The organism is Streptomyces sp. NBC_01077, assembly GCF_045162855.1.
Taxonomy (GTDB): domain Bacteria; phylum Actinomycetota; class Actinomycetes; order Streptomycetales; family Streptomycetaceae; genus Streptomyces.
Genome location: NZ_CP108669.1, coordinates 9516736 through 9538908, shown reverse-complemented (window position 1 = coordinate 9538908; position 22173 = coordinate 9516736). Strand labels below are relative to the sequence as shown.

Genomic DNA, 22173 nt, shown 5'->3' with positions numbered 1-22173 from the left:
AGTGCTCGCTCCCCCGCCAGTCCAGATGGAGCGGTGCAACAGCCCCATCCGGCCCTGACTGCCGAGGAATCGCAGGCGCTGCGGTCTCAGGGGGTGCAGGCGGCTGCGCAGGGGCGGGCGTCGCAGACGGCCACGCCCCGACCGGCCGGGACGGTGCAGAGGGCTGGATCGGAATCGAGCCCGTCGTCACGACGGGCTCGGTGGAGGGGACAGCTGCAGTCTGGTCGGACGGCCGACACGTCGGCGCGCGGTGGCTGGCGCCGGTGGGAAGCTCCCGCTCGTCCTCCGGATCGGCCGACGGCAACACCGGGCGACCGCTGTTGAGGTCCTCAAGCCGTTCCTGATCCGTGTCCGTCACCCAGAACCGCTGCACCTTCGACCCCAGGCTGTGCTCGACAGGAACGATCAGTCCAGCCGCCGTCTTGCGCACCAGGTCGTCGAAGAACACGTCCCTCGGCTTCGGCGTCACGTGCATCTCACACACCGCCGCTGCGTCTCCGGGCACCGGTACAGGGCGCGATGGTCACAACGCCAGAAGTCGAGCGCCCTGAACCCCGACACCACACGCAGGTCGCCCGACTTCGCGATCACCTCCGCCGGCAGGCTGTCGCTTCGCGTCCAGTGGGTGTCCCTCCGGCTCGCGTAGTCCGAGCGGTCGGTGTGCCACGCCGGCGTGATCCCATGCTTCGCCGCCTTCGCTGCTCGCGCCTTCACGCTACGCGGGCCTTCGACGCCGGCGGACGACAGCTGCACCTCCCACCCGAGCAGGCGCCCGCCCTCACCCTGAACCAGCGTGTCGGTCTGGATCCATGACCGAGGACCCACACTAGTGCGCACCTCACTGTCCGCACGGAAACCCGCGCTCTGCGCTGTACGGACGATCCGCTCCTGGTATGCCTTGTGCTCGTCCGACAGCGGTGCCCGATGGCGCGCCTCGTCCTCAGACCGCTCGTGCACAGCCTCCCTGCGCCCGTTCCGCTCCCGCAAGTACATCCACGCGACGGCGCCCGCCTTGCGGCACACGCCGCCGCACTGCAGACCGCGTTTGGGCAGCGGCACGTTTCTGAGCGCGTCGACCTGTGCCTCCTGGTAGAGCAGATCCCACAGCCCCGGGATGCTCTCGTGCCCGAGGTCATCCCGGGTCAGGTCCAGCTCGATGCCCCACTTCTCGTGCCAGACGATGTTCGCCAACGTACCCGCCTTCCGCCCGCGAAGAACTCCTGGCTCGAAGGTAAGGCCCGGCACTGACAATCCGGCAGACATTGGATCAGCCATATGAATCCGGACAACGCGTTCGCAGCGGAAGCCCTCGAAGCGACCCCGCAGTGTCAGTCCCGGATGACAGGATCCCGGCATGAGTGAGTGGGGGATCGCCCTGATCGCCGCTGGGTCGGCCATCTTGGGCAGCATCACGACGGGGTTCTTCGCGTGGAAGGCCGGCCACCGACAAGCCGCCGCCGCAGAGGCGCCCGGGCAGGCGCAGGCGGGCGCGCTGATATCGACCGTGCAAGCCACCCTCGACGGACAACGCCGCGTCCGCTCTGTCGACCGGCGGTATCAGGTCTGTGTGCAATACCTCAGCGCGGTGGACGAAGTGCGGAGTCGGCTATTCGACGGTGAGCCCGGGGACATCGCTACCTCCCTCACCACTCCGTTGTCCGAAGTGAGCTGCGCTGAGCCTTGACGGCCCACACCAGGTAGTCGACAGGGCATCGGAATACGTAGATTCGCTCCTGGCGTGGGCCGAGTCAGGAGACCGCAGGCACGACTCCGAGCTTGACCGCGGGGTCGCCCAGCGCCGTCACGCCTTCGTCCAGGAGGCACGAGCGGTGCTTGCTGACGCCCAGGGCGCACGGGATCAACCGACGTCGGCCGTCCCGCGCTCGTCTGACGAACCATGGGGCCCGCCATCAGCCGGTGACAGGCCCCACGTCGTCGCGGCGCTCACCGCGGGTGGTTGCCCGCGGCACAGCCGACTTCTCGACGCTCCACCAGACCCGATCCGATGGGCCAACCGTCGCCGGCCGCCGGGCTCATGCGTCAAGTGGATCCCCGACATGGACTCCCCCGACCGCATACACGCCGCCGCGTGTGCCACCGAGCTCGCCGACCCGGCCTGCGGTGTCCACAGGGACCTGGGCGAACGACGACCAGCGCCTCGCGGGCCACCGCTGACCTCGGATGCACATGCCGTTGACCGGTTCGTGCACGACTCTGGCGTACCCGACCGTCCCGGTGGCAGGGCGAAGGCACGCGGCCCCTCCGCACCGCTCACCCGCCGACCTGGCCGTCGGCCCTGCTCCGCGTCGCCCGCGGCAGTCATGGCCGCGCCTCCCTCCCGGCTCCCCACGGGAGGCCAGCGGCGCGGGGGGACACGATCAACACGAAGACATAGCAGTGCCCCACGCCGCCCTGAACGGGCCCGGTGGCACCCGCCTTTCAGTCGAGACCGATCGTGAAACGCCTCGCTCCCGGAGCGATCATGTATGCGTGAACCGAGCCACGAGCCCGGTCGTACTCCCCGGTGCCGCCGGCGATCCCTTTACCGAACGAAGAGGGAGGGCCTGGGATGAGATGGCCGAAGACCATCCCCTGCACCGAGAGCTGGCCGCCCGGGAAGGTGCAGGTCACGACGCACACCTCCGCTCCGCCGTTGTCGACCCGGGTGGTGGTGCAGGTACGAGAGGCGACGGTCCGCCCGGCCTTGGTCTTCCCGGCACCGGCGCCCCCTCACCACGCAGAGCATTTCCCCGACCCGGGCCTGCGCTGCCCATACGCGGTGGCCGGCCCGCGCACCGCTTTCGACGTACCCGGCCGACCACACGCCGGTGCCCCGTCTTCCGCCCGGGACGTGGCGGAGGAGGGGGCATCAACGGGAGGGGTCAGCGGCGGTGGTGGTGGCCCCAGGACTCGATGTCGACGGTGCGGCCGCGGTCGTCGCGCAGCGTCGCGGTGTCGGAGCGGTTGTCCCACACGTAGTTGCGGCGGTCCTGGAACAGGTCCGTGCGGGTGTCGCGGCCCTCACCGGTGTGGATGCGGACAGTGGCACGTCCGGCGAGACGGTAGTCGTTGAACTTGTAGCGGTGACCGTCCTCGTCCTTCAGGGTCCAGCCGTCAAGGTTGATCGCGTGGCGGGTGTTGTTGGTGATCTCGACCCACTCGGCGTTCAGCGACCGCACCGTGCGGTTGTCACGTCCGGGACTGTCGGCCTGGACGGCGCTGATCTCCACCTTCGGCGTCCGGTGACGGTCGCCGTCGTGGGCGGAGGCCGGCAGGGCGACGATCGAGACCATAGCGCCGGCTGCGAGAACGGTCGCGGCGATACGGCGGGCGGTCGAAGAAGCAGACATGGGCGATCCTCAAAAACAGTGCCCCACCAGCCGAAAGAAGCTGGTGAAAGCGGCGCAGGTCCCGGTCCGGTGCTGGGCCGAGGACCCGAACTCTGCCGCCCCGCCCACCCCGCCAGAGCGCCACACGGGGCCCGTTACCGGGTACGGACATTTCCGTAACCGACGGCTGTACCGGACACAGATACGCGGCAGACGTGGCCCTGACATTCACTGACAGCTACACCCACCCGCCCAATGATCAACCGCAAGCCCTTACACACTCCCCCGCACCACCGGTCGCAGCACCCGGCGCACTCCGCCAACCGCGTGACCAGCCCGGGTAACAGCCATTCTGCACATTTCTTCGCACATCCAGGCCGCCTCTCGCACGCCAGGGCGAGCATGGGCACCTGCGCGAGCGGCGCACGGCTGGCGGGCTGTGTTCTCAGTGGCGGCTCGTAGCGTCTACTGACGTCAGCTCGTCAGGGTGATAGTTGCTCGACGAGGGTCAAGCCGGTCCCCGCTATGAAGCCGTCGAGGGTGTGGGACCGGTATTGAAGGCGTTTGAGCCTGTTACGGACAAGGGCTTCGAGCTGGTCGAGGGCCATGACGGCGAGGTTGGCGAGGCTGCGTTTGACGTGGGCCCCCACTCGACGGGGTTGAGGTCGGGCGAGTAGGCGGGCAGCAGGAACACCGTCAGCCATGCCCGCTCGGCCACGAGGGCCTGCATCCTGCGGGACACGTGGGTGTTCAACCGGTCCCAGACCAGCACGATTGGTGCCCCGACCAGCTGGTGGACACCGTCGATCAGCGCGATGAAGTCCCGCTCGCCCATACTGCGACGGGCACTTTTCCCCGCGGGATGACTCCGCAGGCGGTGACACAGCCGGGTCCGGGAACCCGGCCGCATTGCAATCAGCCCGGCCACTGACAGCCGGCCCGAACGGCGGCCGCTGATGGTGACAACCGGGGTCACTCCGCGGCCGGCCCCAGGTCCGTCCCCGCGGCGGCCTGCGGGTGAACCCGGCTTCGTCCTCGAAGCAGACGTAGCCCCCGCAGGCCGCCCTCGCCCTTTTACCTCCGCCCAGGTCGCCTCCTTCCATACGGCGACAGCCTGCTCATCGCGCTCCGCGACCCGCCGGGCGGGCACCTGCGGGCTGAAGCCCAGCCGGTGCATCAGCCGGGTCGCACCCGAGACGCTGTAGGAGACATGGAACTTCCTGCCGATCAGCGTGGCCACCCGCGAGGCGGTCCACACCTGGTCCTCCACCCAGCCATGCGCGGCCGGCCCCTGCTCCAGATACGCGGCCAGCTTCTCCAAAGACCGCGGGGACAGCCGGCACCGCGACCCGCTCGGACCACGGGAGGCCAGCGCCTGAACACCGCCATCCCGCCACAACTGGTGCCACTGATAAGCCGACTTCACACTCACCCGCAGCCGCCGTGCGACTTCCGACGGCTTGATCTGCTGCTCGAACAGTTCAGCCGCCTGCATCCGAACCGTCTCCCGACGCCGGCGCCCCGTCGGCGTCAGCCCGCCCCCATCTGCATATCTCACACCTCACGGATACAGCCACCCGCCTTCACCCGTCAGGGACTTCACACAGATTCACCCCGACGAGCTGAAGTCAGTAAGCAGAGGTGCGGGAGCACCCGCGCCCCACGCAACGCCGGGAGCGGCGGCGATCTGGACTGGACCCGCTGCGCGGTCGACTCGGTGAACATGCGGGCCTTGAAAAGGGGGACCGACAGGTCCGAATCCTGCCGACCGGGGCAAGTACGGCTCTGAAAATCCACTTGCTCACCGAGCGGACCGGTAAGCCCATCTCCGTCGGAGTCTCGGCGGCCAACCTGCACGACAGCCAGGCACTGATCCCTCTGGCCAAGAGGCATACCGCCGATCCGCTCCCGTCGCGGAGGCAGACGGCGCCAGCCGGCCAAGCTCCACGCCGACAAGGGTTACGACTGCCCCTACCTGCGGCGAGGGTTACGCGAGCGTGGCATCACCCACCGCATCGCCGCAGAGGAGTCGAGCCCTCACAACGACTGGGCCGCCGCAGACGGACCATCGAGCGCACCATGTCCTGGCTCGCCGGCTGCCGCCGACTCCACCGACGCTACGAACGCAAAGCAGAGCACTTCCTCGCCTTCACAGCCATCGCCTGTACCCTCATCTGCTACCGCAGACTCACCAAATGAGATGACGTCTACGGGGTTCCTCACCTCGAATGAGGCGTGGGCGTACTGAGCCAGCGCGGCCACGCCCCGCTCGAAGGCGCTCATAGGGGCAGTGGACGGCTCCGCGGGCACACCCCGGCGCCACCACGGGGCTGGCGGGACGACGCCGAGGCCCACCAGGCGTTCGCGCTGCCCCTCGTTCAGCGCCGCCCACACCCCCGGCGTCTGCTGCCGGACCAGCCACTTCCCCACGTCCATCCCGTGCACGGTGAACCCCGGCATCACCTGGTCCGGCCCCTCCTCGTCGCGTACAAGCCCGCGCAGCGCGGCGAAGTGCCGCTGCCACTGCGCCGGCCACGACAACCACTGCCCGATCGGCTTGTCCAGCATGGTCGCCGGTCCGAGGCACGCACAACGTCCAGTGAGGCGCGCACAACGCCAGTGCTGTTGGTAGTACGCCTTCGCGGCCTGATGGTTCTCCTGGAACCGCTCTTCGGCCAGCGACCAGACCATGCCGAGCTTCTCTAGCCGCTGGGCGCACCAGGCCGGTCATCTGTCCGGCCCCGCAGGCCTCTCAATAGGATCTTCATCGGCCTTCTAGGCATCAGCTACTCACGACGACTGCTCGCGGGCGCCCATAACCTCCCTTTTGTTGCACCTCGCGATCTTATGAGATCGACAGCAACTGGGCGAAATTTGCCAGCGGCAGTTTCTCCGGCTGCGTAAGTTTCAAATACTATCCATTAGGAGCTAATATGTCTGAGATTGATGCCCTGCAGACCCTTCCTGTTGATGCTGGCACGGAGACAGGATTCGTTTGCCGTGATCAGTACACTTGCGGTTGGATGTTTACGTGCAGCGCCACTGACGACGGCAAGTGTCAGAATTCGTGTTCCACTACGCAGTTCTGACGAGTTCCTCTAAAACGAACCAGGCTTGACTGGGTGTGAGGCAGCATTGTCGGCTTCGCGCGGCACGTGCCTCGCCAGGTGGCCTCCCGCACGGCCAGGCCGACCCCCGGGGCTCCTGCAAGGTCAGTGTGATCTTGCAAATGTGCTGGTCGGGTCAGGCGCCACCGGAAAGATCGAAGCTCCGTCGCTTGTCGCCGACGGAGCTTCGATGCGCTGTGAGGGCCTTGTCACGTTGTCGAGGGCGTGGTCTATGAGGGCAGGAAGAGGTCGTTGGCCGGCCTGTTGCTCAGGCCGTGGCGGGGCACTGTCACGTCATCAGACAACGTAACAGTGCTGCTGTAGGAGTGCTCCGGCGACATGGATGCGGCGCAGGCAGAGCTGATCAAGCGCGCCATTCCCGACGTGATGGCACTTCTTAAGGCCCAGATGCGGACGACAGCGCCGAGAAGGTCGAGAGGCAGGTCGTGGATCCGACGTTGGTGACGGTGATCGTGACGGGGGTGCTCTCACTCCCTGGGCTCTGTGCACGGCTGGGGTACAAGGCGGTCCGGGATCGGGCTGAGATGCGGCGCGCCGAACTCGCTCAGCAGGATCTCTCGGAGCGGGTCAGGCTGCTGCCGCCCGGGTAGTCGGCTCTCGGAGCGGTCCTCCGAGCATGCCGTGGAGATTCTGGTCGGCGGCGCTGACCCCGGCCGGAGAGAGGTGATTGTGACCGAGGTTCCAGCCCCCATCACGGCCACATGGCGGGGAGAGATCCCGAATCCGGACTGCCACGGCCAGACGCAGCCTCGGAATCAGGACGAGTTCGATGCCTTGTTGTACATCGGCGAGATGCGAAAAGTGACTGTCTTCCTGATGAACCTGGGAGCCAGTGTGCACGGCGCGGCTGACGCCGCGCACGAAGCGTTCCTGACATTGCTCCCGGACAAGTGGCGCGAGCTGGAGCACCCCCGGGCATGGCTCCGCACGGTCGCCTACCGCAAATACCTGGGGCAGGCAATGCGTCTCGAGAGGAGGGCGTACGGCATCCTCGCGGGGCGCATCCTGGTGGACGCGACAGGGCCGGGGGGGCTTTCCGGGGCAGGCGGCCGTGGGCCGGACGAGACGGAGCGGGGGGCGGTCGGTCGCCCGGGACGCTGTGGTCGACAGTCGGCCCGGTCTCGCGCCCGACCCTGGTGCGGCGGCGCGGCCTGGCACCACTCTAACCAGCGGGTTCTCGGTCGGTCGGCCGGGGGCGTAGCCGAGCCTGCGGCGTAAAATGAGCGGAATGAGCCCACTCCGATACGAGCTGGTGTTCTCCGACGACACGGGTTCGGCCCAGGACGTCGTGACCGTCGAGCGCACCTCTTCCAAAGGCCCCGGCGGCCATCCGGTCTACACCGACCCCACCGGCATCATCCGGGCGGAGATCAGCGACCACGACGAGGTCCGCGTCCTCGCCACAGGCGGGCACCAGGCTCCCGCCCAGCACGTCCTGGCCCGCCGAATCACCGACGCCGATCCCAAAGATCCCGGCCCCTCCAGCTCCGCGGCCTGACCGGTACGCGACCCGGCTCATCTGCCGGCGAGCGCACTCCGCGTTCGGGTACCGGCGCCTCACGATCCCCCACGGCGACGCGGCCAGAGGCTGCCAGGGCCGGGCGAACGAGCGACTCTCTCGTCTGCGCCCGCCACCAGGAGAACTACGCCCCTGGAACCACCCGAGCCTGCGCCGCCGCCTGCTGCGTCCCAGCCAGGCCCGGCTCCGGAACGTCAGCGAGGACGCCGAGTCCGGAATCGGGCCGTCAGACTCCGCACGTCGGATCCCGCCCTCGACCAGCGCCCGGCGGGCCTCTTCACGGCTGAGCGTCTCCAGTGGGGTGCGACAAGCCGACACATGCCCGAGTCCACCAGCGCCTTCGACCGCGACGTGTACGGCCCCGTCCTCCTCGTGCGGGCAACGTTGCTGGACCTGACCACCACCCTCGGGCAGCGGATCCGCGGCCGCGGATCGACCGCCCGCAAGCTCACCCTAGCCGTACTGTTCGCCGACGGCTCCACCACCGAACGCACCCTCGCCCTCCCGCAGCCCTCCGCTCACACCGACGACCTCAGAGTCAGCGTCTTCCGGAGCCTGGACTCGATGGCGTTCCAGCGCGCGGATCCGCCGCCTCGTCGTGACCGCCGAAGATCTCCGCCCCGCCGGCGAAGGCCCCGGCACACAGATCTCCCTGACCCCCGCCGCTCCCTCCGTCGACAGCGGGCACCCGCGCTCGGCTCGCAGCCGCGCTTCCTTCACTCATGCCGTCGCCCCCTGGTCGAGCGCGACCCGCTCGGCGGGCTCAAGTTGGCCGATGGGGCAACCAGGTTCGGGCACCGCCGGTGCCCGGGGCACTCCAAGCAGCGTCCCGCTCGTGAGGAAGGGCCCGGATGAACGGCGGACTCATGGGACGCCTCACGGAACACGAGCAGGGCGAGTGCGCAGACGCCGCTGCGGACCCTCGCTGGCGCCGTCCCCGCCGTCAGTGGCGTCCAGCCGAGCGAGACGCCCAGAGTGAGGGGCAGCCTCGCATCGCCGCATCCGAGACTCCCCGAGCGATCAGCTCGAAGCCGCCCCCTGGGGCGCTCCCCCAACGAAACCGGCGGTAGCCAGCCGCCGGGGTAGTTGTAGCGCGGAGCAGCAGCCGGGTCACGAGGCGGGTTCCCTGGCGGGTCGAGCAGTTCGGGTGAACGGCCGCTGATACGCGGAACCGGGGGACTCCTTTGCGCATCGGATGGTGACCCAGAGGACCGGGAGGGGTGACCCGGCTGGGGTTTGGGTCGGGTTGCCGGTCGGGCAACCTTTTGACCTGCAGTTTTATGGCTCTGGGTCACTTTCTGGGTCAGGGGCGCTGAGGACAGTCGACGACACGTCATCGAGGAAGTGGGGCCGTGTCGTGGACATCCGTGTCTTCAAGGGACTGAACGCCGAGTGGGCACTGGTGTGTGCTGAGCCGGGCTCGGGTGAGCGAGTGCGGGGCTGGCTGGAGCAGGCCGGCGTGCTGCGCCGGGGCGAGGGGCCTGCGGAGTTGGAGGAGCTGCTCGGCTGGATCGGCGTGCGGGACCGGCGGCTGGGCCGTGAGCACAGCGACCGGTGGATGGGGGTTCTTCTGGAGGAAGCCTCGGGCGAGGGCGCGGAGGCGCGGCTGGCGGCTCGGGTGGTCGTCCAGGCGATGTTGGACGGGGCGGTGCGGATGACGCTGTCGCTGCTGCGGCCCGGGCGGGACTTCGACGAGGTCGGGCAGGTCGTGGTGGTGAACCTGTACGGGGTGGTGCGCTCCTATCCGCTGCGCCGGAGTCAGAAGGTCGCCGCGAACGTGTTGTTGGAGACGCTGCACCGCGCGAGCCGGGAGCTGCGGGAGGACGACCCTCAGGGGCTGGAGTGGGATCCGGCGCTGGCGGAGCGTCCAGGTGCCGAGAACGTCGCGGAGGTCGCGTGCCGCAACGCCCTGGCGGAGCAGGCCGTGGCCGGTGGACTCGCGGACTCCCCCGAGGAGTTGGATCCGGCGCAGGCCGAGCTGGCCGAGCTGCTGCTGTGGGGGATGCGGAAGGGCTTGCTGACGCGGGCGCGGGCGCGCCAGATCGCGGGTGAGGTGTGTGAGGAGTCCCGGTTGGCCGCGGGGGTTTCGGCGGTGACGTGGCGCAAGCGGCGCAGCCGGAACGTTGCGCGGCTGCGGTCGGTCGCGGAGCAGTGGGTGAACGCGGCGTGAGGGTGGGCGGAGTGCTTTGTGCGGGGGGTGCCCCTATGTGTTTGGTCAAGGTCGAGGACCAGTAGGTTCGTGTGGTCGAGGGTGGGGCCGAGCCGTAGGGGTGTGCATGGGTGATAGCCAGGTCACGATCAAGCTCACGAGTGACGAGGCGCTGGTGTTGTCGGACTGGCTGGAGAAGCTGCAGATGACGGACCTGAGCCGGGTTGTCGACGACCCGGCGGTCTGGGCGCCGATCCATCGCATCGCGGGGACGCTGGCCAAGTCACTTCCTGGGCTGTTCGCGCCTGACTATGACCATGACTTGAGGCCGCTCGGCAGCGGCTTCGGCCGGAGGAGGACTGACCGGTGAGTCTGAACCGTCACCTGGCCCCTGCGGGTTGGGGTTCGTAGAAGGTTCCGTCGCGGAGCATCGCGAAGAGGACGTCGGCTCGTCGTCTGGCGAGGCAGAGCAGGGCCTGAGTGTGGTGCTTGCCCTGGCTGATTTTCTTGTCGTAGTAGGCCCGCGAGGTCGGGTCGCCAAGGGCAGCGAACGCGGAAAGGAAGAAGGCCCGTTTGAGCTGCTTGTTTCCTCTTCTGGATGGCTGTTCGCCGCGGATCGAGGAGCCCGAGCTCCGGGTGGCCGGGGCGAGGCCGGCGTAGGCGGCGAGGTGGCCGGCGGTCGGGAAGGTGCTGCCGTCGCCGACCTCGATCAGGATGCGGGCTCCGGTCCTGACGCCGATGCCTGGCATCGAGGTCAGGACTTTGGAAAGAGGGTGGTCCTCCAGGAGTTCCTCGATCCGCCCGGCCAAGAGTTTCCGCTGGTCAAGCACGGCCGTCAGCGAGCCGGCGAGGCTCGGGACGATCAGTGCGGCCGCCTCGGTCCCAGGGACCGTCACGGTCTGCTCGTCCAACGCGGCGAAGATCTCCTCGACCAGACGCTCGGCCGTCCTCGGCGCCTTCGGCCGCAGCAGGGTGACCAGCCGCCGACGGCCGGCCTTGCGTATCTGTGCCGGTGATCCGAACCGTTCCAGCAGCGTGAGGACGGCCGGGTGCTGCAATCGCGGCCCCAGCACCCGTTCCAGCGACGGATGGATCTGGGTGAGCAAGCCGTGCAGCCGGTTCGCGACCCGGGTCGCCTCGCCGGCCAGGTCGTCGTCGAAGCCCACGATCATCTCCAGCTCGGCGATCGTCTCGTCCTCGCCGTCGATAGCCCGCAGCGTGTGCGGCATCGCGCGGGCCGCGTCCGCGATGATGAACGCGTCCCGCGCGTCGGTCTTCGCCTCGCCCGGGTAGAGGTCGGCGATCCGCCGCATCGTCAATCCAGGCAGGTAGGCGACCGGACAGCCCATGTCGCGGGCAACGGCCAGCGGCAGAGCGCCGATCGAGGCCGGCTGGTCGACCACGACCAACACCGTTCCGTGCTTGGCCTTCAGCTTCGCGAACAGCTCGCGAAGCTTGGGTTCGGTGTTGGGTAGCCGCTTGTCGAACGCCTTCTTCCCGGCCGGCGTGACGGCGGTGGCGTGGTGTTCGCCCTTGCCGACGTCCAGGCCGAGGAAGACGTCGATGTCGCCGGTATCGATCACGTGCAGGCCCCTCCATCACGCTTTCGTCCGGCCTTGCCAGGGCACCGAGCTGCCACATCCACGTTACGGAGAGCTCTTCCGGCTTGGGTGAAGCCGGTGCTCAAGCCCCTCATTAGCGGTCTGTCGATGCCTCCGGGCCCGGTGACACCACCCCCCGGATCATGAACAACAAGGGGGGGAAGTCATGCCGGACCCGAAGGCCGGAGGCCCCATTGCGGAGCCACGAAAAAGGTAACGGGGGGGGTCACGTTCGGGCCGGGGCGGCTCCTTGCGGGGGTGGTACGGCGGATCGGCCGCCGGTGAGCCGGTATGGGAGGAGTCGGCTGTGGTGGAAAGGGATGAGGCGGTGCTGGTACGGGCCCGCCGTCGGCTGGTGGAGCTGGCCTCGCTGCTGGAGGTCGCGCCGTTCTCGGCGGACACGGAGGAGGCGATGCGCTGCTATCTGCGGGATGAGGCTCCGAGTGCGCGTGAGGCGTTTGCCCGGTGGGCGGAGTTGCCGGCGCAGTCCCGGCGAACGCGGGCCGCGCTGCTGAGGGAGGGCCCGTCGTGAGGCGCCGGAGGGACGACTCGGTCCGTGGTCGTGGAGGTGTGGATGGACGGTCCGGTCCTCGGGGCGGGCGTCGGTCGGAGGAGGGTTCGGTGGTGCTGCCCGGGGAGGTCGGCGGGTGGGCGCTGGGTTCCCTGGGTGCTGCGGCGAACGCGGTGACGGTCGTGCGGCGCGCGGCGTGGGTGCTGCTGCTGGCAGGGCCGGCGCTGGGGGCGTGGGCGCTGCTGTCGCAGCCGGAGGTGGTGGTGAGTAGGGCCGTGCCGGAGCGGGGTGCAGTCGCTGCCGCGGATACGTCGGCTTCCGGTCCAGGTGGGTTTGCGGAGTTGTTCGTGCACGCGTATCTGGAGGCCGGGGAGGGGACGGAGGGTTCGCTCGAGGGTTTCTTGCCGGGCGCGGAGTCGGTGGTGGTCCTGGCCGGCCCCGGGAGCCAGGTGGTGGAGCAGGTCGCGGCGGTGCGGGTGCGTGCGGTCTCGGACGGCTACTGGGCGGTGACGGTCGCCGCTCGTGTCCGCCTGGTCAAGTCCGCCGCCGTGAAGCCTGCCGTGCAGGAGGGGGCCGATGCGGGGGCGGGGGTGGCGGTGTTGCGGTACTTCCGGGTGCCGGTGCGGTCCGGGCCCGCGGGGGCGCTCGCGGCGGTTTCTCTGCCTGCGGAGGTGGGTGCGCCGCCTGCCGGGAAGGCACCCGCGCTCGGGTACGGGCAGGGGGTGGAGCCTAGCCAGGCGGATGCCGGGGTGCGGACGCTCGGAGGGTTCTTCTCTTCGTATCTGGCCGGCGAGGGCGAGCTGGACCGGTACATGTCGCCGGGCAGCGCGCTGGCGTCGGTCGTGCCTGTGCCGTACGCGTCGGTGGCGTTGGTGCGGATCGCGGAGTACGGGACGAACGCGCCGGGGGCTGCGTTCTCCGAGGGTGCGGAGATCGCGGATGGCACCCGGCGGCGGCTGCTGGTGGACGTCGCGGCGGTTGATCCCGTGGGCGTCGAGCGGCCGCTGACGTATGCGGTGGCGATGAAGGCGCGGGATGGGCGGTGGGAGGTGGAGGCCGTCGAGGCGGCTCCGCTCCTCGCGCCGGCTGGTTCTGGTGTGGCGAAGGAAGGACGGAACTGATGGGGAACTGGGTGGTGCTGGCGGATGCGCTCACCGACGTCGACCGGCTGGGGGTGCGGATTAGGGATGTGCTGACCGGCACGGTGATGTCCGTGATGCTGGTGGTCTCGGTGGTCGTCACGTGGAGGCAGTCGAAGTCGGTGCTGGCTGCGGCCGGGGCCTTTCTGGGGGCGGCGGCGCTGTGGTTCGCAGTGATGAACGCGATCGTGTTCCGCGACAGCATCGGGCAGACCATCAAGCCGGGCGGGGGTGCTGTGCCGCCGGTGACCGAGGGGCGGGGGCCGGGCGTCGTCCGGGTCGTCGACCCGGCGGCTGGTTCAGGGCCTGACGGTGAGGCGCAGTGAGCGGGGAAGCAGCGTCGGCTGAGGACGAGGTGCTGGTCGGCCGGTGCTACACCAAGGCGCGTCGGCATCCGCTGATGATCGGAAAGTGGCCGGGGGGCCGGCAGTCGATCTGGGGCGGCCCGTACACGGTGCCGCAGGTGATCGTGATCGCCGTGGTGTTCGGGGTCTTGATGCTGACGCGCTCGGTGTGGGCGCACTTCGGGCTGGTGAACCTGGTGATCGCGGTCGGTGTGCCGTACGTGTTGTCGCTGGTGGTGCGTCATGTCCACGTCGACGGGCGGAATCCGCTTCTGGTCGCGGTGAGTGCGGGCGGGACTGTGATGGCGCCGGTCGGGGGGCGGCTCGGGGGGCGGCCCGTGAAGTCGCTGGGCCCCGGCCGGAGCCTGGTGGGGGTGTGCAGTGTGACCTGGCCTGCAACGCCTCGGCCGCAGGCTCGTCGTGTGGTCGACGGGCGGGTGGACCGGCAGGTGGCGCGTTCGGTCGGGGAGGTCTTTTCTTCGGGGTCGCGGGCCGGTCGGCCGGTGTCGGCGGCTGCGGGTCTTCTTGCGTTGCGTCAAAAGCGCGCCGCCCAAGAGGTGCCTGCGGATGGGTGGGGGTGTGGGCGGTGAGGATGCCGGTCCGGCATGTGGCCGGGAACGTCATGTGGACGACGCAGGGGACGGTCTGGGCGGTCTTCCGGGTGGAGGGCGCTGATACGGCTCATGCCTCGCGGCGGGCCAGGCAGCAGCGTCTGGGGTATCTGGAAGCGCTGGTGAAGCAGTTGCGTGGGGAGTCGATGCTGCTGAGCCTGTGCCCGGCGGTGGACCCGGCGTCGGTGGTGGCCAGGATGTGCGCGGACATCGACCTGGGGGCGTCGCCGCGCTACCGCAAGAGTGTTGAAGTGCTGCGGGGCCAGTTGGGGCAGTTGGAGCTGACGGGACGGTCGGACTGGCTGGCTCTTCCCCTGCCGATGCAGCGGGCGGAGTCGGCGCGCGAGGTGTTCACGGCCGCGCGCGCGGGGTTCGCCTTGTCGCTGGGGCTGCTTCCCCGGCCCGTTTCCGCAGGTGAGGAGGAGCTGCGTCTGGGGCAGGCGGAGCGTCTGGCGTCGATGTGGCCGTCCGGGATCGGTGTGCGTGCCGCGTCGACGGCGGAGGTGCTGTGGATCTATGGGCACAGCGCGCGCCGCGGTCTGGTCGAGCCGGCCTTGCCCGGTGGTGGGGAGGGTGAGCGTCGGATGCGGGGGCGTGGGCGGGGGGCGGCCGCGCTCGGGCAGGTGGTCCTCGCCGAGGGCGGCCACCTTCTTGCCGGGCAGGACCAGGACAGTGATAGGGCCGGCCGTCGCGGGACGAAGAAGCCAGGGAATCCGTTCGCGCGGCGGTGGCTGGAGGTGACGACCGAGTGGGGGCCGTCGTACCAGGCGATGCTGGCGCTCGCCGAGATGCCCGAGGCGTTCGCGTTTCCTGGCTCGGAGTATCTGGGCCGGCTCGATGAGTTCTCCTTCCCGGTGGACTGGGTGGTGCGTCTGAACGTGGCGGGCGGCGCGGAGGCGGAGGCCAAGAGCCGGCGCCAGGCGAGGGAGCTGGCCAACCAGTATCAGGAGTACGGCGGGGAGACGGCGGGGGTGCCGGCCAGCGTCGGCAAGGCGGCGTCGGGCCTGGATGAGTTCCGTGAGCGTCTGACGTCCTCCAAGGCGGAGGTGGAGGTGCGGGCGATGACCGCGCTGTGCGTGTGGGGCGGCACACCGCAGGAGGCGGAGCGTCGGGCGGGTGAGCTGGCTGGGCATTTCGCCGGCGGCGAGTACACCTTCGTCCGGCCGCGCGGTGAGCAGGAGAGCCTCTGGTACGGGATGCTGCCCGGCGCCCGTACGCCGTCGGTGATGGCCCAGTACGCGCAGTACCTCCTTGCGCGTGACTTCGCGATGGCCGGCCCGTTCACCGGCAGCGCGCTGGGGGATGAGACCGGCCCTTTGTACGGGCTGCAGCTGGCCGGCGGCGGTGTGCGGCCGGTGCTGTGTGACTGGTCGCGCGGCCCGAGGGAGAACACTTCGGCGGCGGCCGCGTGGGTGGGTGAGCTGGGCAGCGGCAAGTCGGTGGGGATGAAGGGCGCCATGTACTCGGTGCTCGCCGCCGGGCGGCGCCTTCGCGGTGTGAGGCGGGGGCGGGCCGTGGTGGTGGACCGGACCGAGCAGCAGGAATGGGTGCGCTTCGCCGAGGCCTGCCCCGGCGAGAGCGAGATCATCACGATCGACGACCAGGCGCGGATCTCCCTGGACCCGCTGCGGATCTTCACCAAGGCCTCGGAGGCACAGCGGTTCACCGAGTCGTTCCTCACGCTGCTCCTGGGACTGGCGCCGATGAGCGAAGAAGGCATCGCCCTGTCGGAGGCGATCGAGGCGGCTCTTCAGGAGCCAAGTCCTTCGATGCGGGTCCTGGTCGAGGAGCTCGCCAACCGGGGCGCGGGCGGCGATACGTTCGCGGCGATGGCGGCGCGCCGGCTCGCGGCAGTACGCCGCAAGGACCTCGCCCGCGCAGTGTTCGACGAGTCTCTGCCGGTCGTGCGCAACTCGGCTGCAGACAGTGTGGTCTTCGCCGTGGCGTCTCTGGCTCTGCCGTCGAAGAGCGAGCTTGAGGCGGGACGTCTGGACAAGCTGCAGTTCGAGAAGACCTTCGGGCGTGCGGTGATGTATCTGATCGCCGCGCTGTGCCGGAAGATCGTCTACGCGCAGCCGGATGAGTTCGCGGTCGTGGTGTGGGACGAGTGCTGGTGGCTCACTTCCTCCCCTGAGGGGCTGGACCTGGCGATCGAGCTGGTCAAGGACGGCCGCAAGCACAACGCGGGCGCCTGGTTCGGCGGGCACGACGAGGACGACATCGGTCCCGCCTCCAGCGACAAGGGCCAGATCCTGCGCGGGCTGATCCCGCGCAAGTTCCTCTTCCGGCACACCAACCGGAACCTCGCCCGGCGAGGCCTGGCGTTCCTGGGCTGCAACCCCGAGGACGAAGACCTCCTGAACGTGGTCACCACCGGTCTGTCCCCCAACCGGCCGGACATGAACGACGCGGAGCGCGCCGCGCGGGCCGGCGAGTGCCTGCACCGCGATCTGACCGGCCGGATCGGCGCCATGCAGGTCGTCATCCCCGCCGACCAGGCCGCCGCCGACAACATTCATTCCCAGCCCGTCCGGCAGGCGGCCTGATGCCCCGGCAGCAGGCCCTCGTGCAGAGCGCAGCGCGGCTGAGCACGGGTATCAGGGGCCATGCCACCGCGGCGGCACGGTGGGCGCGGCCGGGCCGGGCGGTGCTGGCCGCGGTGATCCTTCTCATGCTCGCCAGCGTGTCGTCACTGACCCTGGCCGCTGTAGCCACGGCCGCCCCGAAACCGACACCGTCCCCAACGGCACCCCAACAACTGGCGCCTCCGGTCAACCCGGACAACCCGCTCGCGCCTGCCCCCGTCCTCACTCCGCCCAAGAACGGCACCACTCTGGAGGAGATCGGCCAGGAAGCGGAGAAGAACGCAGCCGCCGAGCGGAAGGCGAAAGAGAAGAAGGCCAGGGAGGACTGGGACAAGGAGGTGGACAACTACCTCAAGACCCAGGCCTCCCAGGGCGGTGTGCTGTCTGCGTTCGAGGTCACCGACCGCAACAACATCCCTGTCTCCGCCTACCGGGTCTATGCCGACACCGGCGACTGGAACGACTGGGACCTCAAGGTCGAACACTTCCTCGTCGAGATGATGTTCCTCTGCAACAAGTGGGGCGTCTCCTTCGCCTGCTTCCTGCTCACCTGGGCGCTGTCGTTCTCCCTGGCCGGCCTGCTGCTCAAGCCCGCGCTGACGGTCTCGACGTCGCTGTACGGCGGGGTGGTCATGCAGCTGGGTCTGCCCGCGCTGTTCCTCACGTTCTCGGCCGTGGTGGCGTCCTGGCACCTGCTGTTCGGCAACCGGGCGCGGGGCTGGGGCGAGATGGCGGCTGCGATGGTCATCTCCGCGCTCGCCGTCGGCGCGCTCGCCTCGCCTCCCCAGTTGCTGCTGTCCAAGGATCACGGCGCGGTCGCCACGGTCCGCGACCTGGCGGTGGAGACCGCCGCGCTCGTCCTGGACAAGGAGGCCATCGACGCCGGCAGCACCGCCACTACAACAGCCGGCAGCACGTGGGAGAGGGCCGGGCAGGGAGCGACGGTCGGGCAGCGGGTGCGCAGTTCGGCCGGCTCGATCGCCCGGCCCATTACCGATGCCCTGGTCGACGCGTTCGTCGCACGCCCGGCGATGATGCTCTCCTACGGGCGGACCTTCGAGGACCCGAAGAACGGCCGCGGCCCGAAGTGCGGCACCCTGTTCCGCCAGTCCCGTATCTCCCAGGCCGTCTTCGACCAGAAGATCGACGAGATCCTGGCCGCCGACAACAGGTACGTCCAGGACGTTCCCTTCATCGGCGGCCCTCTCAGCGACCTCGTGGACGCCTCCACTCAGCCGGCTGAGACCGTCGTCCGCGAGAAGCTCGCCGCCAAGGGGCCGTTGAAGGAGTTCGAGGCCGCGTGCGTCAAGGACGGTGCCGCGTCGGCGAAGAAGGCCAGCATGGAGAAGGTCGGCGGCGCCTTCTTCATGGTCATCGCCGCGTTCCTGACCTGCTTCTTCATGATCGCGCTGACGTTCGGCTTCCTCTTTGCGCAACTGCAGATCGCCCTCGAGGCGATGATCGCGAAGGTCGCGCTGGCTTTCGGTGTCCTGCCCGGGCCCGGGCGCGGCTGGCTCTGGGACCGTGCGACCGCCATCGCCCGAGCCCTGGCCCTCCTTATCGTCTCCGTCACCGCCATCGCGGTGTTCGTCGTCGTCGTCAACGCCGTCCTCAACGCCTCCGACACCGACATCCCCGGCGGCATCACCATCCGCTTCGTCGTCCTGGACTGCGTCGGCGGCGGCGCCTTCGTCTACCGCAAGCGCCTGATCCGCGCCACCCGCGGTCTGACCATGCGGGCCCGGGCCCGGGTCGGCAGCAGCGTGGCCGGCGGGGCGGCCACTGCGTCCTCGCTCGGTCAGCCCAACCGCGGCGGCAAGGGCAGGAAGCTGCTGATGGGCGGGCTCATGATCGGCGCGCTCGCTGCGACCGGCGGCACCAGCGCGGCCGTCGGCATCGGCCGAGTGGGTACGGGGCGTGTGGCCGCGCGTCTGGGTGGCGGGGCCCTGCACGGTGCCGGGCGTGCTGTGGCCGGGACGGCGAACTTCGCCGGCCGCACCGCCCTCGCCGGCGCCAAGGGCGCGGTGAAGACCACCGCGTTCGCGTTGAAGGCGACCGCGGGGCTCCCGGTGTACGGGCCGCGTGCAGCCCGCCGGGTCGGCGCCGCGGCCACGGCCCTGCCCGACCGGGTTGCCTCCATGACCGGCAACACGGTTCAGGGCATGCAGGAGACCGTCCAGGCAGTACATCAAAGCGTCGTGGCACCAGTTGCGGACTTCAGCGGGGAGTACACCCACAATCTGCGCTCGCTCGGCCGGATCGTGACCGGCCGGGGCGGACTGGGCCGCTACAACGCCCCGCGCAGGCCCGGCCCCTACCCGGCCGCATCGCCTGCACGGCGCCCACGTCCGACACCCCGCCCGCGCACTCCTGCTCCTGTGCCTCCCGTGCCTGCCGTACCTGCTGTGCCGACCGTGCCTGCGGTACGTCGGCGTCCGGCGCCGCCACGGGCCGTACAGCCTCCGGCCGGACCGGCCCAGGCCATGCTCCGGCAACGGCTGCACCGCCTTCAGGCCCAACCGCCCCGGCCCATATCTCGCTCGCAGCCTCCGCAGACGCCGCCCCCGGCTGCCCCGCCCACCGCACAGACGCCGGCCCCGCCCCTTCCGCAGACGCCGCCTCCAGCTCCCCCGCAGACGCCACCCCCGGCGCAGACTCCTCCACGGGCCGCGCCTCGCCCCGCCCGGAAGGCTCCGCCGGTAAGGCCGACGCCGCGCCGGCCGGGCCGGCCATGAGCGCGTCAACGAAGACGGCGCTGACCGTCGGTGCGGTCGTGCTCGCCCCGCTGCCGTTCGTCGTCGGACTGCTCGTCCTGTTCATCGCCGCCGTGGCCAGCGGGGCGACCGGCCACGAGAAGGAGAGTGGAAGCTCCGCTCAGGGGCCAGCAGGCGCGACTCCGTCCAGCGTCCCCGGGATCGGCCCGGTCGTCCTCAGCGCCTACGTCAAGGCCGCGCACACCGTCACCACGCTCCGGCCGAAGTGCGCGGGGATGCGCTGGTCCGTCATCGCAGGCATCGGCAAAGTCGAATCCCGCCACGCCGCCGCACGCCAAATCGCGGCGAACGGCGACGTGACGCCCAGGATCTACGGCGTGCGGCTCAACGGGTCAGGGACCGGCGGCAACACCAGCGTCCACAGCGACACCGACGGCGGCGCCCTGGACGGCGACCCCCTGTACGACCGGGCGGTGGGACCCATGCAGTTCATCCCCTCCACCTGGCAGGGCCCCTCCGGACAGGACGGCAACGGCGACACCGTCAAAGACCCCCACAACGCCTTCGACGCGGCCCAGGCCACCGCCGTCTACCTCTGCGGTACAGGGAGCAGCAACCTCACCGACGACGCGCAGCTCCGCAAGGCGGTGCTCCGCTACAACCAGTCCGGGGCGTACGCGGACGAAGTCATCGCGCACGTTCACACCTACGACCAGCTCACCACTTCCGGCTCCAACCCGGCCAGTACGTCACCGGGCGGCACGGCATTCCACGACGGCCTCGCCAACTGGCCCTCTTCTGTTAAGAACCCTCGCTCGACAGCGGGGGCGATCGGCTGGGCACTCCAGGAGGCCGCCGGCGGAGGCCGGGACTGGTACCGGGCCTGTCTCGCGTTCGTCGCCCGCACCTACGGCTGGTCCTACTCCGGCGTCCAGTACGCCGTCGACCACTACCGGCAGATGCCCGCCGCCATGCGCCACGACCGCAACCGCACTCCCCCACCCGGAGCACTGATGTACTGGGACACCGGCCAGCGAGCCGGTCACGTCGCGCTCTACCTCGGAGACGGGAAGATCGCCTCCAACGACATCCGCCGCAAGGGCTATATCGACGTCGTCAACGCCACCGACATCGAAACCGTGTGGGGCGCCACGTACCTCGGCTGGGCCCCGCCGTACTTCCCCAAGGGAGGATGAGACGTCCGATCCCGCCATACCCACGGTCCTGAACGAGGCCGGGCCGTGCTCATGCCGTCAGTTCAGGCATTTCAAGTCCCGTCACAAACGCCGAGAGCCGGCCTCAAGTGAACCGACAGCACCATCTGCTGGAAACACCGCCGAGCCGCGCGGCCGGGCAATCGAATCCGCCCACGTCTCGCCAGCAGCACACCCATCATGATCAAGGAGTGTTGCGCCGGGCGTCAGAACCAGAGATGACCGGTCGTGGCTGACACTCGACGTGTTCGGCACCATCGCGATCCGTGGTAATCGGGTGACTGTCCTCGGGACTGGTCAAGGAGGACGACACCAGAGGGCTACGCCCTCCTCGACGATCCCGTCTGCGCGGCATTGACTGACCGGTCGCTCCATTCAGTGACTGAACACGGTGGCCACCGCGCCGAGCGCTGGGTCCTGCAGGCAGGCCAGTCAGGGACTGTCATGAATTAGGTGGGTTCCTTCCTCGAAGGAGTCATCTGATGGGTACGCCGACGGGTCACACGATCGGGTTGCTGGAGGAACTGGCCGCGCTCGCGGCGGAGGAGACCGCGGCAGGCAGTCTCCGCCTGATGGGCAAGGCATTCTCCCGGAACTCGCGCAGCACCTCATGCAGGCCGCGCTCGAATCAGAGGCGGGCCTTCATCTGGCCGATGAACCGGTGATCGCTGGCGGTCGAGGTTCGCGTTCGGGCAACAATATGCGCAATGGATACCAGGCGAAGAAGGTGATGACCGAGGCCAGTCCGGCCGTCATGAACGTTCCGCGTGACCGGCGCGGCACCTTCCGTCCCGGACTGCTGCCGCAATACGCCCGGCGGACCGGCACCATCGACGAAATAGTTCCTTCTCTGACAGGGAACAACTGACGCCCGGGGAGATCGTCGCCCACCTCTCCGGTCCGGGGCACGGAGAACCGCTCGAGAACACGCTCAAGCTGGGGGCCGTCGCCGTAGTGCCCAGGCGTCAGGACGGGAGCGAGAGGCCAGCATCGTCCGTCGGCTGTGATGTGGACTTTGGTGGTGAATCCTCCTCGGGAGCATCCCAGGCACTCGCCGATCTGGCCACCTCCTCCAACTCCGGGCTGTCAGCTTTCGCAGCACCGGACCGGCCCGGTTCGTCCCCCACACGTTCCCCCTTTTACCCGGGGGCTGCCGCACTGCGGCGGCCCCCGGGCAGCGGAGTGGGAACGGCGGATCGAAACCGCGGCGGAAGCAGACGGGGCCTGTCGGCTACAAGAAGCGCGCAACGCGGCAGCCGCAATCGCTGAAGAGACCCGCCCAGGCAGCATTGATCACCCGCGGCACCGTCGACTGCAGCGTCACAGTGG

Annotated in this window: 19 protein-coding genes and 1 pseudogene; 14 read left to right on the top strand and 6 right to left on the bottom strand. The window is 69.5% G+C overall.

Going from position 1 to position 22173, the window contains the following annotated elements:
- Positions 1-465: 465 nt before the first annotated feature.
- On the bottom strand, positions 466-1191 hold the full coding sequence (locus tag OG462_RS42845; RefSeq protein ID WP_406053942.1) for a hypothetical protein: 726 nt from the start codon (positions 1189-1191) through the stop codon (positions 466-468).
- A gap of 163 nt (positions 1192-1354) precedes the next feature.
- Here OG462_RS42845 and OG462_RS42840 point away from each other — a divergent pair, with 163 nt between their 5' ends.
- Positions 1355-1684, top strand: a complete 330-nt coding sequence (locus tag OG462_RS42840) for a hypothetical protein (RefSeq protein WP_406053944.1) — start codon at positions 1355-1357, stop codon at positions 1682-1684.
- Positions 1685-2439: 755 nt separating this feature from the next.
- On the opposite strand, the gene OG462_RS42835 is transcribed toward OG462_RS42840, so the two are convergent.
- The 3 genes from OG462_RS42835 to OG462_RS42825 all read right to left on the bottom strand — a co-directional run bounded on the left by OG462_RS42835 (position 2440) and on the right by OG462_RS42825 (position 4863).
- Entirely contained in the window at positions 2440-2631 is a 192-nt protein-coding gene (locus OG462_RS42835; RefSeq protein WP_406053946.1) for a hypothetical protein, read from the bottom strand.
- 251 nt (positions 2632-2882) lie between these two features.
- Complete coding sequence (locus tag OG462_RS42830) at positions 2883-3350, bottom strand: lamin tail domain-containing protein (RefSeq protein WP_406053947.1); 468 nt, start codon at positions 3348-3350, stop codon at positions 2883-2885.
- Positions 3351-3852: 502 nt separating this feature from the next.
- The gene (locus OG462_RS42825; RefSeq protein WP_406066906.1) at positions 3853-4863 is read right to left on the bottom strand and encodes an IS630 family transposase; all 1011 of its coding nucleotides are present in this window, start codon (positions 4861-4863) and stop codon (positions 3853-3855) included.
- Positions 4864-4970: 107 nt separating this feature from the next.
- On the opposite strand from OG462_RS42825, the pseudogene OG462_RS42820 reads away from it, so the two are divergent.
- Positions 4971-5441: pseudogene (locus OG462_RS42820) on the top strand (hypothetical protein); the annotation flags it as partial.
- Here the strand turns inward: OG462_RS42820 and OG462_RS42815 are convergent.
- On the bottom strand, positions 5367-5897 hold the full coding sequence (locus OG462_RS42815) for a helicase associated domain-containing protein (protein ID WP_406066905.1): 531 nt from the start codon (positions 5895-5897) through the stop codon (positions 5367-5369). The pseudogene OG462_RS42820 and the gene OG462_RS42815 overlap by 75 nt on opposite strands.
- Before the next feature lie 1788 nt (positions 5898-7685).
- On the opposite strand from OG462_RS42815, the gene OG462_RS42810 reads away from it, so the two are divergent.
- The 4 genes from OG462_RS42810 to OG462_RS42795 all read left to right on the top strand — a co-directional run bounded on the left by OG462_RS42810 (position 7686) and on the right by OG462_RS42795 (position 10495).
- A complete protein-coding gene (locus tag OG462_RS42810; RefSeq protein WP_406053951.1) occupies positions 7686-7955 on the top strand; it encodes a DUF6296 family protein in 270 nt (89 codons plus the stop codon).
- A gap of 339 nt (positions 7956-8294) precedes the next feature.
- Entirely contained in the window at positions 8295-8831 is a 537-nt protein-coding gene (locus OG462_RS42805; RefSeq protein WP_406053953.1) for a hypothetical protein, read from the top strand.
- A 502-nt stretch (positions 8832-9333) separates the two neighbouring features.
- Entirely contained in the window at positions 9334-10146 is an 813-nt protein-coding gene (locus tag OG462_RS42800; protein WP_406053955.1) for a hypothetical protein, read from the top strand.
- Positions 10147-10252: 106 nt separating this feature from the next.
- Positions 10253-10495, top strand: a complete 243-nt coding sequence (locus OG462_RS42795) for a hypothetical protein (protein WP_406053861.1) — start codon at positions 10253-10255, stop codon at positions 10493-10495.
- A gap of 10 nt (positions 10496-10505) precedes the next feature.
- Here the strand turns inward: OG462_RS42795 and OG462_RS42790 are convergent, their stop codons facing one another.
- Positions 10506-11708, bottom strand: a complete 1203-nt coding sequence (locus tag OG462_RS42790; RefSeq protein ID WP_406053863.1) for an IS110 family transposase — start codon at positions 11706-11708, stop codon at positions 10506-10508.
- Between the two features lie 325 nt (positions 11709-12033).
- Between OG462_RS42790 and OG462_RS42785 the strand changes: the two genes are divergently transcribed.
- From OG462_RS42785 to OG462_RS42750, 8 genes are all read left to right on the top strand, one after another.
- Positions 12034-12258: a hypothetical protein gene (locus OG462_RS42785; RefSeq protein ID WP_406053957.1), complete on the top strand. Its 225-nt coding sequence runs from the start codon at positions 12034-12036 to the stop codon at positions 12256-12258.
- 89 nt (positions 12259-12347) lie between these two features.
- Positions 12348-13358: a conjugal transfer protein gene (locus OG462_RS42780; protein ID WP_406053959.1), complete on the top strand. Its 1011-nt coding sequence runs from the start codon at positions 12348-12350 to the stop codon at positions 13356-13358.
- Complete coding sequence (locus OG462_RS42775) at positions 13358-13702, top strand: hypothetical protein (RefSeq protein ID WP_406053960.1); 345 nt, start codon at positions 13358-13360, stop codon at positions 13700-13702. Before OG462_RS42780 ends, OG462_RS42775 begins: the two co-directional genes overlap by 1 nt.
- Positions 13699-14310, top strand: a complete 612-nt coding sequence (locus OG462_RS42770; RefSeq protein ID WP_406053962.1) for a hypothetical protein — start codon at positions 13699-13701, stop codon at positions 14308-14310. Before OG462_RS42775 ends, OG462_RS42770 begins: the two co-directional genes overlap by 4 nt.
- 2 nt (positions 14311-14312) lie before the next feature.
- Positions 14313-16877 carry an ATP-binding protein gene (locus tag OG462_RS42765; RefSeq protein ID WP_406066317.1) on the top strand — a complete coding sequence of 855 codons (2565 nt, stop codon included), beginning with the start codon at positions 14313-14315 and terminating at the stop codon, positions 16875-16877.
- A 137-nt stretch (positions 16878-17014) separates the two neighbouring features.
- Complete coding sequence (locus tag OG462_RS42760) at positions 17015-19651, top strand: hypothetical protein (protein ID WP_406053964.1); 2637 nt, start codon at positions 17015-17017, stop codon at positions 19649-19651.
- Positions 19648-20826, top strand: a complete 1179-nt coding sequence (locus OG462_RS42755; RefSeq protein ID WP_406053966.1) for an NlpC/P60 family protein — start codon at positions 19648-19650, stop codon at positions 20824-20826. Before OG462_RS42760 ends, OG462_RS42755 begins: the two co-directional genes overlap by 4 nt.
- 466 nt (positions 20827-21292) lie before the next feature.
- Entirely contained in the window at positions 21293-21712 is a 420-nt protein-coding gene (locus tag OG462_RS42750; RefSeq protein ID WP_406066904.1) for a transposase, read from the top strand.
- Positions 21713-22173: the final 461 nt, after the last annotated feature.

Bases quoted from the DNA above. Each gene is read 5' to 3' on its own strand.
- OG462_RS42805 (WP_406053953.1), top strand. From the start codon at position 8,295: ATGCCCGAGTCCACCAGCGCCTTCGACCGCGACGTGTACGGCCCCGTC.
- OG462_RS42795 (WP_406053861.1), top strand. From the start codon at position 10,253: ATGGGTGATAGCCAGGTCACGATCAAGCTCACGAGTGACGAGGCGCTG.
- OG462_RS42840 (WP_406053944.1), top strand. From the start codon at position 1,355: ATGAGTGAGTGGGGGATCGCCCTGATCGCCGCTGGGTCGGCCATCTTG.
- OG462_RS42765 (WP_406066317.1), top strand. From the start codon at position 14,313: ATGCCGGTCCGGCATGTGGCCGGGAACGTCATGTGGACGACGCAGGGG.
- OG462_RS42830 (WP_406053947.1), bottom strand. From the start codon at position 3,350: ATGTCTGCTTCTTCGACCGCCCGCCGTATCGCCGCGACCGTTCTCGCA.
- OG462_RS42775 (WP_406053960.1), top strand. From the start codon at position 13,358: ATGGGGAACTGGGTGGTGCTGGCGGATGCGCTCACCGACGTCGACCGG.
- OG462_RS42755 (WP_406053966.1), top strand. From the start codon at position 19,648: ATGAGCGCGTCAACGAAGACGGCGCTGACCGTCGGTGCGGTCGTGCTC.
- OG462_RS42810 (WP_406053951.1), top strand. From the start codon at position 7,686: ATGAGCCCACTCCGATACGAGCTGGTGTTCTCCGACGACACGGGTTCG.
- OG462_RS42815 (WP_406066905.1), bottom strand. From the start codon at position 5,897: ATGCTGGACAAGCCGATCGGGCAGTGGTTGTCGTGGCCGGCGCAGTGG.